This is a genomic window from Bradyrhizobium sp. USDA 4341 (assembly GCF_054063755.1).
The window spans coordinates 4,995,695-5,010,521 of sequence record NZ_JBSSGO010000002.1; the positions used below are offsets into that span (position 1 = coordinate 4,995,695).

Sequence of the window (14,827 nt, forward strand, 5' to 3'; positions counted from 1 at the left end):
TCGCGGCCTCCTCAGGGTGACGGTGAGAGAGAGCGTGAGCCTTCGCTAGCTCGATATCCGCGCGTCGGCGACTGCCTTCTTGAACAGCGCGTTCATCGCGTCCGCGATGCCCTGGGTCGGGCTGACCTCGAAATAGAAGCCCGGCGACGCACAGGCCTGCATGTTCTGCGCGATCTGGCTGTTCGGCGACGGGCCGAACGGGCCCTGATTGAACGGATCGATCCAGGTCATGTACCAGTTGTTGGTCGGCAGTTGCAGATAGGTGGTGTAGAGCACCGCGATCTTGATGTTGCGCTTCTTGATCGCATCGCAGAGCGCCGGATTGATCGGCGACTGGCAGCGATTGCTGCCGGTGATCGGCTTCAGGCAGCTTGTATTCGGCTCGTCGGCGACCCCGTCGGATACGAAGAACAGATATTTGAGCGGCGCCGACGACGTGCCCGCGCCCGGGTTTGCGATCGTGTTGTTGATCTGGGGAAAAATCGCGGTGAACTGGCTGTCCTTGTCCGCGGTGTAGGCATCGTTGTTGCCGTAGACGCCCATCAGATCGATGTTGCCGGCCGCCGACTTCGCGCTCGACAGGCTCGACGACAGCGAGAACAGGCTTCGCAGGCCATAGGTCTTCGAGGACGCGCCGAAGTCATAGATCGCCATGCGAAACTGGCTCGAATAGGTCTGGGTCGCCGCCGCGGTGTCCATCAATTGCTGGGTCGCGCTGCGAAGCACGTCGATCCGCGTCGTGACGCCAAGCGATTTCGCCAGGTTATAGTAGTTGTTGGGGTCGTTGTAGTCGTGGCAGGCGAAGGCGCACTGGTCGTTCGGTTTGAAGCTGTTGCCGGTGGTGGCCGTGACCAGCTTGGCGACGTCCGTCGGCGTGGCGCCGACCCCCATCGACGGCGAATTGTCGAGCAGCAGATAGAAATCGATATAGAGCGGCATGTTCGCGGTCGAGGTCGAGGTGCCCGACACCGACACCTTGCTCCGCCCCAACACGCCGAGGAACATGGTCGGGACATCGGCGGTGAATTGGACCGTCGAGGTGATGGTGCCGCCGCTCTTGGTCATGGTCGGCGTCACGCTGGTCAGCGTGAAGCCGTTCTGGTTGAAGACGTTGCCGTTGAAGATCTTCCTCGCGTCGGCCTCGCCGGCCGAAATCTCGCCGTCCGAGGTCATGGCGCCGGCCGCGATGAAGCCGGGCGATGCCTTGGCGACCGATCCGACGCTCGCCGCGTCGGCAGCGGAAATCAGCTTGCTGCGGATCTGGTTGGCGCGGGAATAGTCGACCGCACATCCGACCGCGACCATGAGCGGCAGCAGGGCGAGGCCGAAGATCATCGCGATGTTGCCGGAGCGATCGCGGCGGAAACGGCTGACGGTCCGGAGCAAGGTGCGCATGGGTTATATCGGCAGAGAAAATGATGGGCTGATAAATCAGGGCCTTCACCTTGCCGACCGCGCATTAAGGCCGACTTATCGCGAATGCGGAAAAAGCGCGCCGGCACAAATCGTTTGGCTGGCGGCGCGTTGCTGGTTAATGAAAGCTTGCAACATCAGAAGGAACATTCGTGCAGCATGGCTGACATCAAGCTGACCCTCGTCGTCGCCTGCGCGCTGGTCGATGCCGACAAGCGCGTGCTGCTGGCGCAGCGTCCCGAAGGCAAGGCGTTGGCGGGGCTGTGGGAATTCCCCGGCGGCAAGATCGAGCCCGGCGAGCGGCCGGAACAGACCCTGATCCGCGAGTTGCACGAGGAGATCGGCATCACCGTGAGCGAGCCGTGCCTCGCGCCGCTGACTTTCGCCAGCCATGCCTACGAGACCTTCCATTTGCTGATGCCGCTCTACATCTGCCGGCGCTGGGAGGGCATGGCGCTGGCGCGCGAGGGCCAGAACCTCGCCTGGGTCCGCGCCAGCAAGCTGCGCGACTACCCGATGCCGCCGGCGGACCTTCCGCTGCTGCCGCATCTGATGGATCTGCTGCTGTGATCTTCTTCGCCTCCCTCGCTTGCGAGGGATGCGCGGCTACCCAAAATATCGAAAACAACCCCATGCAAAGGAGCCGGCGGTGGCCGGCGTTCGACCGGGCTGCTTGACACGTCGGGCAACTCAGGGGTATTTTTCCAATATTCCGAAATTTTGCAGGCACCCTCCTCCCCGCTTGCGGGGAAGCGTCGGCCGCCTTCGGCGGCAGTCTCTACGAGACGCCGAAGCAAAGATTTCGCCGGCGCGCGATCAGCAAACCACCGTAAGGGACGCACGATGGACGGGCTCCCTCCCCCCTTGCGGGGGAGGGTGGGGAGAGGGGTGCCACGCGGCGCGCTCTCTCAGCATGCATCTCGAAGACGAGTGCAAATTGCGAAAGCGATGATCACACTAGCATGTCGCTCGGGGCCACCCCTCTCCCCAACCCTCTCCCGCAAGGGGAGAGGGAGCCCTGGCACCGTGCGCGCCTAACGCTTCACCTGCTTCACCGCCGCTTCCAGACTCGCCTTCGCCGAGCCGGGCTTCAGCGGCTTCGGCTGGCTTTCGTGCGGCGCCCAGCCCGACAGCCAGACGATGTCGAAGGTGGCGCGGATGCGGCCGTCGGCATCGGCGAAGCGCTCGCCGTAGATCTGCGCCATGCGCAGCATGGTGGCACGGCGGGTCGGGGTGTGGCGGCGCTCGCGCAGCACATTGGTGGCGCCCATGCGCCTGAGATCGGCCATCAATGCGAACGCGCTGGCGTAGCGCACCACGACGCGGTCGACGTCGGTGACCGGCAGCGCAAAGCCGGCCCGCTGCAACAGCGCGCCGATGTCGCGCAAATCGGCGAATGGCGCGACGCGCGGCGACACGCCGCCCTCGCACTCCGCCTCCGCCGCGGCAAAGCTTTGCCTGAGCTCGGTCAGCGTGTCGCCGCCGAGCATTGAAGCGAGTAGCAGCCCTTCCGGCTTCAGCGCGCGGCGAAGCTGCGCCAGCACGCCCGGCAGATCGTTGACGAACTGGAAGGCGAGCGCGGAGACCACGAGATCGAGCGACTCGGGCGGCAAGCCGAGCGCTTCCGTCTCAGCGAAACCGATCGTATCGACCGATCCGACTCGCCCACGCAGGGCGTCCGCGAGCCCATCCCCCGGCGTCCAAACGTCGGCCGCGGAAGAAAAGCTGCGCGACACCGCCTGCAAGCGGTCGGCTATGTCTTCTGTGGCCCGCTCAAGCAGGAACGTCGCCGCCCCTTCGCGCCCCGCGCGGGCAAGTCGCGCGCCAAGCAATGCGCGATCGAACAGGATCGGGGCCGTGGCCGGGGTCGTTACCATCCGCGCTGGTTACGCCGGACGGCGGTCGCAGGCAATGCGCCTTGAGCCCGTGCGGCTCAAACGCTAGCCTCATCAGCCATGGACGCCGAGGCATCACCGACACGCTCCATTTCCGGTCACATCCAGCGTGCGCTCGGCACGGTCGGGGGCGCGTGGCTGCGCACCGCACGGCTGGCGCTCGATATCGCGCTGCCGACGCTGTGCGTGTCCTGCCGCGAGCCGGTCGATGGCGAGGGCGTCTGCGCGGCCTGCTGGGCCAAATTGTCGTTCATCGCGCCGCCGTTCTGCCCGCGGCTCGGTATTCCCTTTGTCTACGATCCCGGGCCGGAGCTGCTGTCGATGGAGGCAATCGCCAATCCGCCGGCCTACCAGCGCGCCCGCGCCGCGGTGCGCTATGACGACGTCGCACGCACCCTGGTGCACGCATTGAAATACCAGGATCGCACCGACCTGGCGCCAACAATGGGCCGCTGGATGGCACGCGCGGGGAAGGAATTGCTACAGGATGCCGACATGCTGGTGCCGGTTCCCCTGCATTGGCGGCGCGGCTGGAGCCGGCGCTACAACCAGTCCGGCGCGCTCGCCAAGATGATCGCACGCCAGAGCGGCGTCAAAATGGTCTCCGAGGCGCTGCGGCGCACCCGCGCCACCGAGCAGCAGATCGGGCTGTCGCGCAAGGACCGCGCCAGCAATGTGCAGGGCGCATTCAGGGTCGCCGATGAACGCAAGGCTGACATCCAGGGTCGCCGCGTGATCCTGGTCGACGACGTCCTGACCTCGGGCGCCACGGTGGATGCCTGCGCGCGGGCGCTGTTGCGCGCCAAGGCCGCGCAGGTCGATGTGCTGGTGTTTGCCCGGGTTGTCGATGCCCACCGCGCTCCCATATAATCTGTCATTCAGGTTCAACCGAGCACACCATGACCGCTCCCATCGAAATCTATACCCGCCCGGGCTGCGGTTATTGCACCGCGGCCAAATCGCTCTTGACGCGCAAGAACGCCGCGTTCACCGAATTGAGCGTCGCCAGCAACCCAGCCTTCCGCGACGAGATGTACGACCGCGCCGGCACCGGGGCGACCTTCCCGCAGATCTTCATCGGCAAGACCCATGTCGGCGGCTGCGACGAGCTCTACGCGCTCGACCGCGAGGGCAAGCTCGACGGCCTGCTCAGCAACGGAGGCGGCGCCTGATGAGTACGGACAACATTTTCACTGCCGCCATGGTGCAGATGCGCACCGGATTGCTGCCCGAGCCGAGCCTCGAGCAGGGCACGCGGCTGATCCGCGAAGCGGCGGCGCAGGGCGCCAAATACGTGCTGACCCCCGAGGTCAGCAACATGATGCAGCTGAACCGCAAGGCGCTGTTCGAGCATCTGGCCAGCGAAGAGGACGACAAGTCGCTGCAGGCCTATCGCGCGCTGGCCGCCGAACTGAAGATCCATCTGCATATCGGCTCGCTGGCACTGCGCTACTCGCCGGAGAAGGCGGTCAACCGCTCGTTCCTGATCGGGCCCGAGGGCAATGTGCTCGCGAGCTACGACAAGATCCATATGTTCGACATCGACCTGCCGGGCGGCGAGAGCTATCGCGAATCGGCCAACTACCAGCCCGGCGAGACCGCCGTGATCTCCGACCTGCCCTGGGGCCGGATCGGACTGACGATCTGCTACGACGTGCGTTTCCCGGCGCTCTATCGCGCGCTTGCCGAGGCCGGCGCGTCGTTCCTCACGGTGCCCTCCGCCTTCACCCGCAAGACCGGCGAAGCGCATTGGCACACGCTGCTGCGCGCCCGCGCCATCGAGACCGGCTGCTTCGTGTTCGCAGCGGCCCAGGCCGGCCTGCATGAGAACAAGCGCGAGACCTTCGGGCATTCACTGATCATCGACCCCTGGGGCGAGATCCTCGCCGAGGGCGGCGTCGAGCCCGGCGTGTTCCTGGCCGAGATCGATCCCTCCAAGGTCGAAACCGCGCGCAAGACCATCCCTTCACTTCAGCACGGCAGGCGTTTCGGCATCGCCGACCCCAAGGCCGGCCCGGAGCATCTGCACCTCGTCCGGGGTTCGGCATGATCCGCTACACGCTGCGCTGCGAGCGCGGCCATCAGTTCGAGAGCTGGTTCCAGAGCTCATCGGCCTATGAATCGCAGGAGCGGCGTCACCTGATCGATTGCCCGTCCTGCGGCTCAAGCAAGATCGAGCGCGCGATCATGGCGCCGCAAATCGTCAGCAAGAAGGGCCGCGAACCGGCCCGGCCGGCGCCGGCCGCCCCCGTCGAGGCGGCGACGCCTTCCGAATCGACGTCGCTGATGATGGCGCAGGAGCGCGAGCTGCGCAGCAAGCTGAAGGAACTGCGCGACCACATCGTGAAGAACGCCGACAATGTCGGCGAGCGCTTCCCGAACGAGGCGCGCAAGATGCATTACGGCGATATCGAGCATCGGCCGATCTATGGCGAGGCCTCGCCCGAAGAAGCGCGCGCGCTGATCGACGAAGGCGTCGAGGTCTCGCCACTGCCGACGCTGCCGGAAGACCGGAACTAGAGCGAACCGCTTCCATCCTCGTCATTGCGAGGAGCGAAGCGACGAAGCAATCCAGCTTCGGACTCGTTGCACCATGGATTGCTTCGCTTCGCTCGCAATGACGGGTGGGGCCAAACCGGCCGAGCGCCCCTGATGCCCCCCGAGACAATCTCTTCCTGGCAGGCCTGGGCGTTTCTCTCCGCGGTTTTCGCGGCGCTGACCGCGATCTTCGCCAAGGTCGGCGTCGAGGGCATCAACTCCGATCTCGCCACCCTGATCCGCACCGTGGTCGTGCTGATCACGCTGTCGGCCATCCTGTTCGCGACCGGACAATTCACCCAGGCCGGGCCGATCTCGGGGAAGAGCTGGCTGTTCCTGCTGCTGTCCGGGCTCGGCACCGGCGCGTCGTGGATCTGCTATTTCCGCGCGCTCAAGCTCGGGCCCGCCACACTGGTCGCGCCGATCGACAAGCTCAGCGTGGTGCTGGTGGCGCTGTTCGGCGCCGTGTTCCTCGGCGAACGCCCGTCGGCCTATGGCTGGATCGGGATCGCGCTGATCTCTGCCGGCGCGGTGCTGATCGCGGTGAAGGGCTGATCTACGCGACGATCAATAGGGCGACGCCAACCACGATCAGGACGATGCCGAAAAGCTCACGCAGCGAGAACGGCTGCTTGAGTGAGAAATACGCCACGCCCTGCGCGAACAGGACCTCGATCAGCGCCAGCGTACGCACGTTGGCGGCGGCGGTGAGCGCGAACGCCAGGAACCAGAACTGCGAGGAGAATGCGCCCATGAAGCCCGCGAACATCGACGGCCGCCACAGGCCGAGGATTTTTCGCAGCACGTCGGGCGCGCGCAGCAAGAGATAGACCGACAGGATCAGCGTCTGGACGAACAGGCTCCACATCAGCGTGTAGGAGGCTGCCGTCACAAACGAGACGCCGGGCACGGCAATGATCGCGCCGCGAAAGCTCACCGCCGAGATCGCGAACACCGCAGCGGCGCCGAGGCCGAGCACGGTCGGACGCAGATCGGCAAAACTCTTCTGCCCGCCCCGCCTGAGCGCGGTGACGACGACGCCGATGGTGGCGATCACGATCGCGATCACCTTGATGGTCGTGAGATGGTCGCCGAGGAAGATGAAGCCGAAGATTGCGGTCTGGATCGCCTCGGTCTTCATATAGGCCGTGGTCACTACGAAGGAGCGGTCGTTCATCGCCAGCAGCATGAAGCCGGTGCCGACGATCTGGCTGAGCGCGCCGACCACGAGCCACGGCCAGAACGAGTCCGCCGGCCACGGCACGCGATCGCCGGTCAGCAGCACCGCCAGCGCGAAGAACACCACCGCGAACGGCAGGCCGAACAGGAAGCGGATATTGGTCGCGCCCCAGGTCCCGAGCGGCCCGGTCAGATGCCGCTGCATCGCATTGCGCGCCACCTGCCCGAACGCAGCGACGATGGTGAAGGGGATCCAGAGCGAGGCGATTGTGAACATGCGGGATGAGGAAAGTGCGCCGGGGCGGGAGTATGCGCACAACGTGCCGATTGCCGCCGACGCGGTCAACCGAGCCGGCGCATGACTGGATTGCGCGGCATCCACAAGCTGCTGTCGTCCCTGCGAAAGTGTTTGGTCCCTGCTGATTGGTTGGATGGAATCGGTGTAGAACGAGGCGTGGCCTTTGTCAGGGAGCACCTCGTGTCATGGAACTGAACCTGCACGCGAACGCCACCACGACACCAAAGACGCGCGCCTACATCCAGCGCAGCAAGAAGTCGGTTGCCCAGTTGGCGGCTGAACTGGGGGTCAGCGAGACCACGATCTACCGCTGGCGCGGCCGCACCACGGTTGGAGACCGTTCGCACCGGCCGAACAACCTCACGACCAGCCTGTCGGCCGTCGAAGAGCGAGCGGTTTGCGAGTTGCGGACGTCGCTGCAGTTGCCGCTGGACGACATCGTCGAGGTGATGCAGCGATGCATCAATGCCAAGCTGTCCCGCAGCGCCATTCACCGCTGCCTGCAGCGCAATGGCATCAGCCGGCTTGCCAAGCCTGACAAGCCCAAGCCCGGTATCTTCGAGACCGCCAGCATCGGCTTTATCCATATCGACGTGAAGTATCTGCCGGCTCTGCAACGCCGCACCAGCTATGCTTTCGTCGCCATCGACCGCGCCACCCGCTACGTCTTTGTCGAGATCCATTCCAGGCGGGACGGAGCCACCGCGACCGGCTTCCTCAAACGCTTCCTGGCCGACTTCTCGCACGAGGTTCACACCATCCTGACCGACAACGGCGCCGAGTTCACCGACCGCTTTGCTGTCGACAAGAAGAACAAGCCGGTCGGGAAACCGTCCGGCGACCACCCCTTTGATCAGGTCTGCAAGCAGCGCGGCATCCAGCATCGCCTGACCAAGCCCTACCACCCGCAGACCAACGGTCTCGTTGAACGCTTCAACCGCCGTATCGCCGAAGCCATTGGCCGCGAACAAAAGCGCGGCAGTGCAAGGCGCACCTTCATCGACCATGCCGATCGGGACGCCTTCATCGCCAAGTTCGTCCACGACTACAACCGAACTCGCCTCAAATGCCTCGGCTACCTGGCCCCAATGCAGGCCCTCGCCAATCACACGGGACCAAACACGAAAGCAGGGACCCATAACCACAGCAGGAGGTTTGGGGCATGATGGTGGAACGGGCCATGACACCGATTAGGTCTGGCGAGATGTGGAGCAGGACACGTCCTGAACTCAGATCGCGCTCAACGACATCGGCCGGTGGTTATGGGTCCCTGCTTTCGCAGGGACGACACCGGATGTATCGGCGAAAGCCGGGCTAACTTCACTGACTTTAAGCCGCCAGCAAGGGGCACGCCGATACCCAAACTCCCCGTCGTCCCTGCGAAAGCAGGAATCCATAACCGCAGGGAGCGGCGTGGCACGGCAGTCAGACAAGCAGATCGCTGAGGTCCCGCCACTCGGGGTTTTCGCGCTCGATCAGCTCGATCTTCCAGTCCCGCTTCCATTTCTTGAGCTGCTTTTCGCGCGTGATGGCTTCTTCAGCGTGTTGATACGATTCGACATGGACCAAGCGAAAAACGCCGTAGGTTTTGACAAAAGACGAGCCCTCGCCATTGCGATGTTGCTCAAGCCGTTTCTGTACGGAATTCGTCACGCCGATATACAGCGTGCCATGGCGCCGGCTTGCGAGGATGTAGACATAGTACATGCTCGGAACGCGGATCTCGCCTAACTATGTAGGCCGGTGGCTATGGGTCCCTGCTTTCGCAGGGACGACACCTGCCGGGAGGCAACAGCGTCTCACATCGCCGCGATTCACGCCACAAGCTCGCTGTCGTCCCTGCGGAAGCAGGGACCCATAACCACAGGGAGCGGTTTGGGGCGCGGTGGTTGAACCGGCGATGAGACGGATGGTGTCGATCGGATTCCGAAGCAGGTCCTGAGCTAAGATCGCGCTCAACAACATCGGCCGGTGGTTATGGGTCCCTGCTTTCGCAGGGACGACAGCGGCCTTGTGGTTGGAGTCGCGGCAAGTTCGGTGTCCTACCCCTCCTCCGCCACCACCATGTAGTTCACGTCCATGTCGGACGAGACCGTCCATTTGTCGGCGAGCGGGTTGTAGACCACGCCGGCCTGCTCGGTGACGGCGAGGTTGACGTCGCCGAGATAGCGCTCGAGCTCGGCGGGGGTGACGAACTTGCTCCAGTCATGGGTGCCGCGCGGCAGCCAGCGCAGCACGTATTCGGCGCCGACGATCGCCAGCGCAAAGCTCTTCCAGTTGCGGTTCAAGGTCGAGACCACCATCAGCCCGCCTGGCTTGAGCATGACGGCGCAGCGCTTGATGAAGGCGCCGACATCGACGACGTGCTCGACCACCTCCATCGCCAGCACGATGTCGAAGCGCTCGCGTGCGTCCATCTCCTCCACCGTGGTGCAGCGGTAGTCGATCGACAGATGGCCCTTGTCGGCATGCAGCTTCGCGGCAGCGATGTTGGTGGCGGACGGATCGATCCCGATCACCTGGGCGCCGAGCCGGGTGAACGGCTCGCACAACAGCCCGGCGCCGCAGCCGATGTCGAGCAGGCGCAGGCCGGACAGGCAGCTCAGGCTCTTGGCGTTGCGCTCGAACTTGCGGCATGCGGCGTCGCGGATATAGGTCAGGCGCAGCGGATTGATCTTGTGCAGCGGCGCCATCTTGCCGCGCGGATCCCACCATTCATCCGACAGCTTTGAAAACTTCGCGATTTCGGCCGGATCGACCGAGGCGGCGGTGGAGTTGGAAAGCGTTGTGGCCATGATTGCGCGCGCCCCTATCGCGCGGTGATCGAATTGCGAAACGACAGCGGCGAGGCGATGGTCTTGATGGTCTCGATGCCCTCGCCGACGCCGCGGATGGTGACGTCGCCATAATTGAGCAGGCGTCCCATGATGCTCTGGTTGACGTCGACGCTCTCGACCTTGTCGAGGCTCATCTCGAAGGTGCGCCGCTTGATGAAGCCGGTTTTGTGCACGACGCGGAAATTGGTCACGTCAGTCTCGGTAGTCCAGCGATGGAACCAGGCCGCGCCGGTCCAGTACAGCGCCCCGACCGCGACCACGGCGGCGGCCGCAAGGCAGGCCAGCACCAGGCCGTCGACCGTCGTCATCCGTGACAGGATCAAGAGCGCCAGGACCAGGATCCAGGCCCCGATCGCCGGCAGATAGAACATCCAGTGCGCATTGGTGGAATACAGCACCTTCTCGCCGGGCTGCAGGATTTCGTCGATGTAGCGTCCCATCCAATCCCGCCTTCGAGTTACCTGCGAGTCACCGTTGCGCCACAGCCCGCCCGCAACCGGCAAAACACCCCCAAAAGACCCTCCGGAGACCCCTACCAACCGGCTTGCCCCCGGGCGCGGCGCTATGTATACGCGCCTTTCGGTGCCCGCGCTTGCGGTTTTCGGCGTGGGTTAACCTACTTATCCTCTTAAAGGAATAGACGCGTCGTCATGGGCCGCCTCGTGATGAAATTCGGCGGTACGTCCGTCGCCAATATCGATCGTATCCGCAACGTCGCCCAGCACGTGAAGCGCGAGGTCGACGCCGGCCACGAGGTCGCCGTCGTCGTCTCCGCGATGTCCGGCAAGACCAACGAACTGGTGGCCTGGTGCACCGAGGCCTCGCCGATGCACGACGCGCGCGAATATGACGCGGTGCTCGCCTCCGGCGAACAGGTCACCTCGGGCCTGCTCGCGATCGTGCTGCAGGGCATCGGCATCCAGGCGCGCTCCTGGCAGGGCTGGCAGATCCCGATCAAGACCTCGGAGGCGCATGCTTCGGCGCGCATCCTCGATATCGACGGCAGCGAGATCATCGACCGTTTCAAGGAGCGCAAGGAAGTCGCTGTCATCGCCGGCTTCCAGGGCATCAACCCGCAGACCGGCCGCATCACCACGCTCGGCCGCGGCGGTTCGGACACTTCGGCCGTGGCGATCGCGGCCGCGCTGCGCGCCGACCGCTGCGACATCTACACCGATGTCGACGGCGTCTACACCACCGACCCGCGCGTGGTGCCGAAGGCGCGCCGGCTCGACAAGATCGCGTTCGAGGACATGCTGGAGCTGGCCTCGCAGGGCGCCAAGGTGCTGCAGGTTCGCTCGGTGGAACTCGGCATGGTGCACAACATGCCGATCTTTGTGCGCTCCAGCTTCGACAAGCCAGAGGATATCGACCCGCACGCCAACCAGCCGCCGGGCACGCTGATCTGCAGCGAGGAGGAAATCATGGAAATGCACGTCGTCACCGGCATCGCCTTCTCCAAGGACGAAGCCCAGATTTCCGTGCGCCAGATCGAGGACAAGCCCGGCGTCGCCGCGGCGATCTTCGGGCCGCTCGCGGATGCCAGCATCAACGTCGACATGATCGTGCAGAACGTGTCGGAGGACGGCAAGACCACCGACCTTACCTTCACCGTGCCGGCCACCGACTACAACCGCGCCAAGGACACCATTACCTCCGCCAAGGCCAAGATCGGCTATATCAGGCTCGACACCGCGACCGACGTCGCCAAGGTCTCGGTGATCGGCAGCGGCATGCGCAGCCATGCCGGTGTCGCGGCGAAGGCGTTCAAGGCGCTGGCCGATCGCAACATCAACATCCGCGCCATCACCACCTCCGAGATCAAGTTCTCGGTCCTGATCGACGCCGCCTATACCGAACTCGCGGTCCGCACGCTGCACACGCTGTACGGGCTGGACCAGGCGTAGGGCTTTCCGGGGGCCCCTTCCTTTCCTCATTCCGGGGCCCGCGAAGCGGGAGCCCGGAATCCATCGGCCCGCAGGCCATGTGGTGAAATGGATTCCGGGCTCGACGCTACGCGTCGCCCCGGAATGACGAGGGGATGGGATTACGCCGCCTCCCGCGGAACAAGCGCCCCCCGGTACCGGCGTCCCGGAGTTAGAATTTCTCTTAGCGGGCGCAGCATCGGGCTGACGCAGACGTTATTTGCTACTGGCAGGCGTTTTGCTTGGCAAAGCGAGCCTCGATTGGCTATACGGCCAGTCAGGTGGGCTGTCGCAAACTGTGGCACAGTTTGTGCGATCCCGAATCGGCGGGAACTGGCGCGAGCGGCGACGCCGAATGACTAAAATTGTTGTTTTTGACGAGTTTTGCGCCAACGGCCGGCCGGCCCCGTGCGCCGGCCTGGTGGGGAGGGACTGAAGCACATGCGGAGCGCGTCGGGAGGCCCCCGCGTCCTGTTGAGACGGCTCCGCGAAACCATGGCGGAGCAAGTCTCCGCCCAGGAACGCCTCGACAAGATCGTGGTGCTGATCGCGGCCAACATGGTGGCCGAGGTCTGCTCCTGCTACGTGCTGCGCATCGACAACACACTCGAGCTCTACGCCACCGAAGGTCTGAACCGCGACGCCGTGCACCGCACCGTGCTGAGCGCGCATGAGGGCCTGGTCGGCCTCGTTGCCAGCGAGGCGACGCCGCTCAATCTCTCCGACGCGCAAAGCCATCCGGCCTTCGCCTACCGCCCCGAGACCGGCGAAGAGATCTACCACTCGTTCCTCGGCGTGCCGATCCTGCGCGCGGGCAATACGCTCGGCGTGCTCGTGGTGCAGAACCGCGCCAAGCGTACCTATGTCGAGGAAGAGGTCGAGGCGCTGCAGACCACCGCCATGGTGCTGGCGGAGATGATCGCCTCGGGCGAGCTTGCCGCGCTGGCCCAGCCCGGCGCCGAGCCCGCCGCGCGGCACTCGCTGCACAAGACCGGCGCGGTGCTCTCCGACGGCATCGCGCTCGGCCACGTCGTGCTGCACGAGCCGCGCGTCGTCATCACCAACTATATCGCCGAGGACCTGCCGAAGGAGATCAAGCGGCTCGACACTGCGCTCGCCAATCTGCGCGCCGATCTCGACCGCATGCTGGAGCGCGGCGACGTCGCCGAAGGCGGCGAGCATCGCGAGGTGCTGGAAGCCTACCGCATGTTCGCCAACGACCAGGGCTGGTCGCACAAGCTGCATGAGGCGGTCGCCACCGGCCTCACCGCGGAAGCCGCCGTCGAGCGCGTGCAGTCGGATACCCGCGCGCGCATGCTGCGCTCGACCGATCCCTATCTGCGCGACCGGCTGCACGATCTCGAGGATCTCGGCCATCGCCTGATGCGCCAACTGGTCGGCCAGGACCATGCGCCGACGCGCGAACAGCTGCCCGACAACGCCATCCTGATCGCCCGCGCGATGGGCCCCGCGGCGCTGCTCGACTATGACCGCAAGCGGCTGCGCGGCCTGGTGCTGGAGGAAGGCACCGCGAATTCCCACGTCTCGATCGTGGCGCGCGCGCTCGGCATTCCCGCGGTCGGCGAGGTGCCGAATGCGCCCGGCATTGCCGATCCGGGCGATGCCATCATCGTCGACGGCATTTCCGGCGAGATCTATGTCCGCCCCTCCGCCGAGATCGAATCCGCCTACGCCGAGCGCGTCCGGTTCCGGGCGCGGCGGCAGGCGCAATATTCGGCGCTGCGCGACAAGCCTTGCGTGACCAAGGACGGCCAGCCGATCGAGCTCCTGATCAATGCCGGCCTGACCATCGACCTGCCGCATATCGAGGACACCGGCAGCGCCGGCATCGGCCTGTTCCGTACCGAATTGCAGTTCATGGTGAGCCCGAGCCTGCCGCGTTCAAGCGACCAGCTCGCGCTATACCGCACCGTGCTCGATGCCGCCGGCACCAAGCCCGTCACCTTCCGCACGCTCGACATCGGCGGCGACAAGGCGCTGCCCTACATGGAGACCGTGGTCGAGGAAAATCCCGCGCTCGGCTGGCGCGCGATCCGGCTCGGCCTCGACCGCCCCGGCCTGCTGCGCGGCCAGATCCGCGCGCTGCTGCGCGCCGGCGGCGGCCGTGCGCTGAAGATCATGTTCCCGATGATCTCCGACATCGCCGAGTTCGACCAGGCCAAGGCGATCGTCGAGCGCGAGCTGACCTATCTGCGCCAGCACGGCCATTCGCTGCCGGAACGGATCGATATCGGCACCATGGTCGAGGTGCCGGCCCTGCTTTACCAGCTCGACGAGCTCTTGAAGAAGGTCGACTTCGTCTCGGTCGGCTCCAACGACCTGTTCCAGTTCCTGTTCGCGGTCGACCGCGGCAATGCCAAGGTCTCGGAACGCTTCGACACCCTGTCGGCGCCGATCCTGCGCGCGCTGCGCGACATCGTGCGCAAGGCCAAGATCGCGAAGAAGGCCGCGTCGCTGTGCGGTGAGATGGCGTCGAAGCCGATCGGCGCGCTGGCGCTGATTGCGCTCGGCTATCGCTCGCTGTCGCTCTCGGCGACCGCGCACGGCCCGGTCAAGGCCTTGATCCTCGACCTCGACGCCAAGAAGGCCGAGGCGATGATCAATCCGCTGCTGGACGCGCCGGTCGGCAGCGTCTCGATCCGCGGGGCGCTGACGAAGTTTGCGGAAACCGAGGGGCTGGCCTTGTAGCGACGCTGCCGTCGCCTCCGCCACCTTTCGCGC

General features: G+C 65.2%; 16 protein-coding genes. 10 read left to right on the forward strand and 6 right to left on the reverse strand.

Annotation, left to right across the window (positions count from 1 at the left end):
- Positions 1 to 45: 45 nt before the first annotated feature.
- Entirely contained in the window at positions 46 to 1,395 is a 1,350-nt protein-coding gene (locus tag ACVIGB_RS29670) for a TadE/TadG family type IV pilus assembly protein (protein ID WP_456719987.1), read from the reverse strand.
- Here ACVIGB_RS29670 and ACVIGB_RS29675 point away from each other — a divergent pair.
- Positions 1,394 to 1,591, forward strand: a complete 198-nt coding sequence (locus ACVIGB_RS29675; RefSeq protein ID WP_456719986.1) for a hypothetical protein — start codon at positions 1,394 to 1,396, stop codon at positions 1,589 to 1,591. The genes ACVIGB_RS29670 and ACVIGB_RS29675 overlap by 2 nt on opposite strands.
- Positions 1,573 to 1,983, forward strand: a complete 411-nt coding sequence (locus tag ACVIGB_RS29680; protein WP_456719985.1) for a (deoxy)nucleoside triphosphate pyrophosphohydrolase — start codon at positions 1,573 to 1,575, stop codon at positions 1,981 to 1,983. Before ACVIGB_RS29675 ends, ACVIGB_RS29680 begins: the two co-directional genes overlap by 19 nt.
- Before the next feature lie 464 nt (positions 1,984 to 2,447).
- Here the strand turns inward: ACVIGB_RS29680 and ACVIGB_RS29685 are convergent, their stop codons facing one another.
- Entirely contained in the window at positions 2,448 to 3,290 is an 843-nt protein-coding gene (locus tag ACVIGB_RS29685; protein WP_456719984.1) for a methyltransferase domain-containing protein, read from the reverse strand.
- A gap of 78 nt (positions 3,291 to 3,368) precedes the next feature.
- Between ACVIGB_RS29685 and ACVIGB_RS29690 the strand changes: the two genes are divergently transcribed.
- From ACVIGB_RS29690 to ACVIGB_RS29710, 5 genes are all read left to right on the forward strand, one after another.
- Positions 3,369 to 4,178 (forward strand): ComF family protein, encoded by an 810-nt coding sequence (locus tag ACVIGB_RS29690; protein WP_456719983.1) that lies wholly within the window; start codon positions 3,369 to 3,371, stop codon positions 4,176 to 4,178.
- Between the two features lie 29 nt (positions 4,179 to 4,207).
- A complete protein-coding gene (gene grxC, locus ACVIGB_RS29695; protein WP_456719982.1) occupies positions 4,208 to 4,480 on the forward strand; it encodes a glutaredoxin 3 in 273 nt (90 codons plus the stop codon).
- Positions 4,480 to 5,358, forward strand: coding sequence for a carbon-nitrogen hydrolase family protein (locus ACVIGB_RS29700; protein WP_092120177.1), 879 nt, complete (start codon positions 4,480 to 4,482; stop codon positions 5,356 to 5,358). The genes grxC and ACVIGB_RS29700 overlap by 1 nt, the downstream gene beginning before the upstream one ends.
- Positions 5,355 to 5,828 (forward strand): DUF1178 family protein, encoded by a 474-nt coding sequence (locus tag ACVIGB_RS29705; protein WP_456719981.1) that lies wholly within the window; start codon positions 5,355 to 5,357, stop codon positions 5,826 to 5,828. Before ACVIGB_RS29700 ends, ACVIGB_RS29705 begins: the two co-directional genes overlap by 4 nt.
- Positions 5,829 to 5,960: 132 nt before the next feature.
- Complete coding sequence (locus tag ACVIGB_RS29710; protein WP_456719980.1) at positions 5,961 to 6,401, forward strand: EamA family transporter; 441 nt, start codon at positions 5,961 to 5,963, stop codon at positions 6,399 to 6,401.
- Between the two features lies 1 nt (position 6,402).
- On the opposite strand, the gene ACVIGB_RS29715 is transcribed toward ACVIGB_RS29710, so the two are convergent.
- Positions 6,403 to 7,302: an EamA family transporter gene (locus tag ACVIGB_RS29715; protein WP_456719979.1), complete on the reverse strand. Its 900-nt coding sequence runs from the start codon at positions 7,300 to 7,302 to the stop codon at positions 6,403 to 6,405.
- A gap of 206 nt (positions 7,303 to 7,508) precedes the next feature.
- Here ACVIGB_RS29715 and ACVIGB_RS29720 point away from each other — a divergent pair, with 206 nt between their 5' ends.
- Complete coding sequence (locus ACVIGB_RS29720) at positions 7,509 to 8,489, forward strand: IS481 family transposase (protein ID WP_456719978.1); 981 nt, start codon at positions 7,509 to 7,511, stop codon at positions 8,487 to 8,489.
- 259 nt (positions 8,490 to 8,748) lie between these two features.
- On the opposite strand, the gene ACVIGB_RS29725 is transcribed toward ACVIGB_RS29720, so the two are convergent.
- The 3 genes from ACVIGB_RS29725 to ACVIGB_RS29735 form a co-directional block, all read right to left on the reverse strand.
- Positions 8,749 to 9,030 carry a GIY-YIG nuclease family protein gene (locus tag ACVIGB_RS29725; RefSeq protein ID WP_456719977.1) on the reverse strand — a complete coding sequence of 94 codons (282 nt, stop codon included), beginning with the start codon at positions 9,028 to 9,030 and terminating at the stop codon, positions 8,749 to 8,751.
- A 335-nt stretch (positions 9,031 to 9,365) separates the two neighbouring features.
- Complete coding sequence (gene ubiG / locus ACVIGB_RS29730) at positions 9,366 to 10,118, reverse strand: bifunctional 2-polyprenyl-6-hydroxyphenol methylase/3-demethylubiquinol 3-O-methyltransferase UbiG (protein ID WP_456719976.1); 753 nt, start codon at positions 10,116 to 10,118, stop codon at positions 9,366 to 9,368.
- 14 nt (positions 10,119 to 10,132) lie between these two features.
- Positions 10,133 to 10,600, reverse strand: coding sequence for a PH domain-containing protein (locus ACVIGB_RS29735; protein WP_456719975.1), 468 nt, complete (start codon positions 10,598 to 10,600; stop codon positions 10,133 to 10,135).
- Positions 10,601 to 10,810: 210 nt separating this feature from the next.
- On the opposite strand from ACVIGB_RS29735, the gene ACVIGB_RS29740 reads away from it, so the two are divergent.
- Entirely contained in the window at positions 10,811 to 12,067 is a 1,257-nt protein-coding gene (locus ACVIGB_RS29740) for an aspartate kinase (protein WP_456719974.1), read from the forward strand.
- Between the two features lie 459 nt (positions 12,068 to 12,526).
- Positions 12,527 to 14,794 (forward strand): phosphoenolpyruvate--protein phosphotransferase, encoded by a 2,268-nt coding sequence (gene ptsP / locus ACVIGB_RS29745; RefSeq protein WP_092120197.1) that lies wholly within the window; start codon positions 12,527 to 12,529, stop codon positions 14,792 to 14,794.
- Positions 14,795 to 14,827 lie beyond the last annotated feature (33 nt).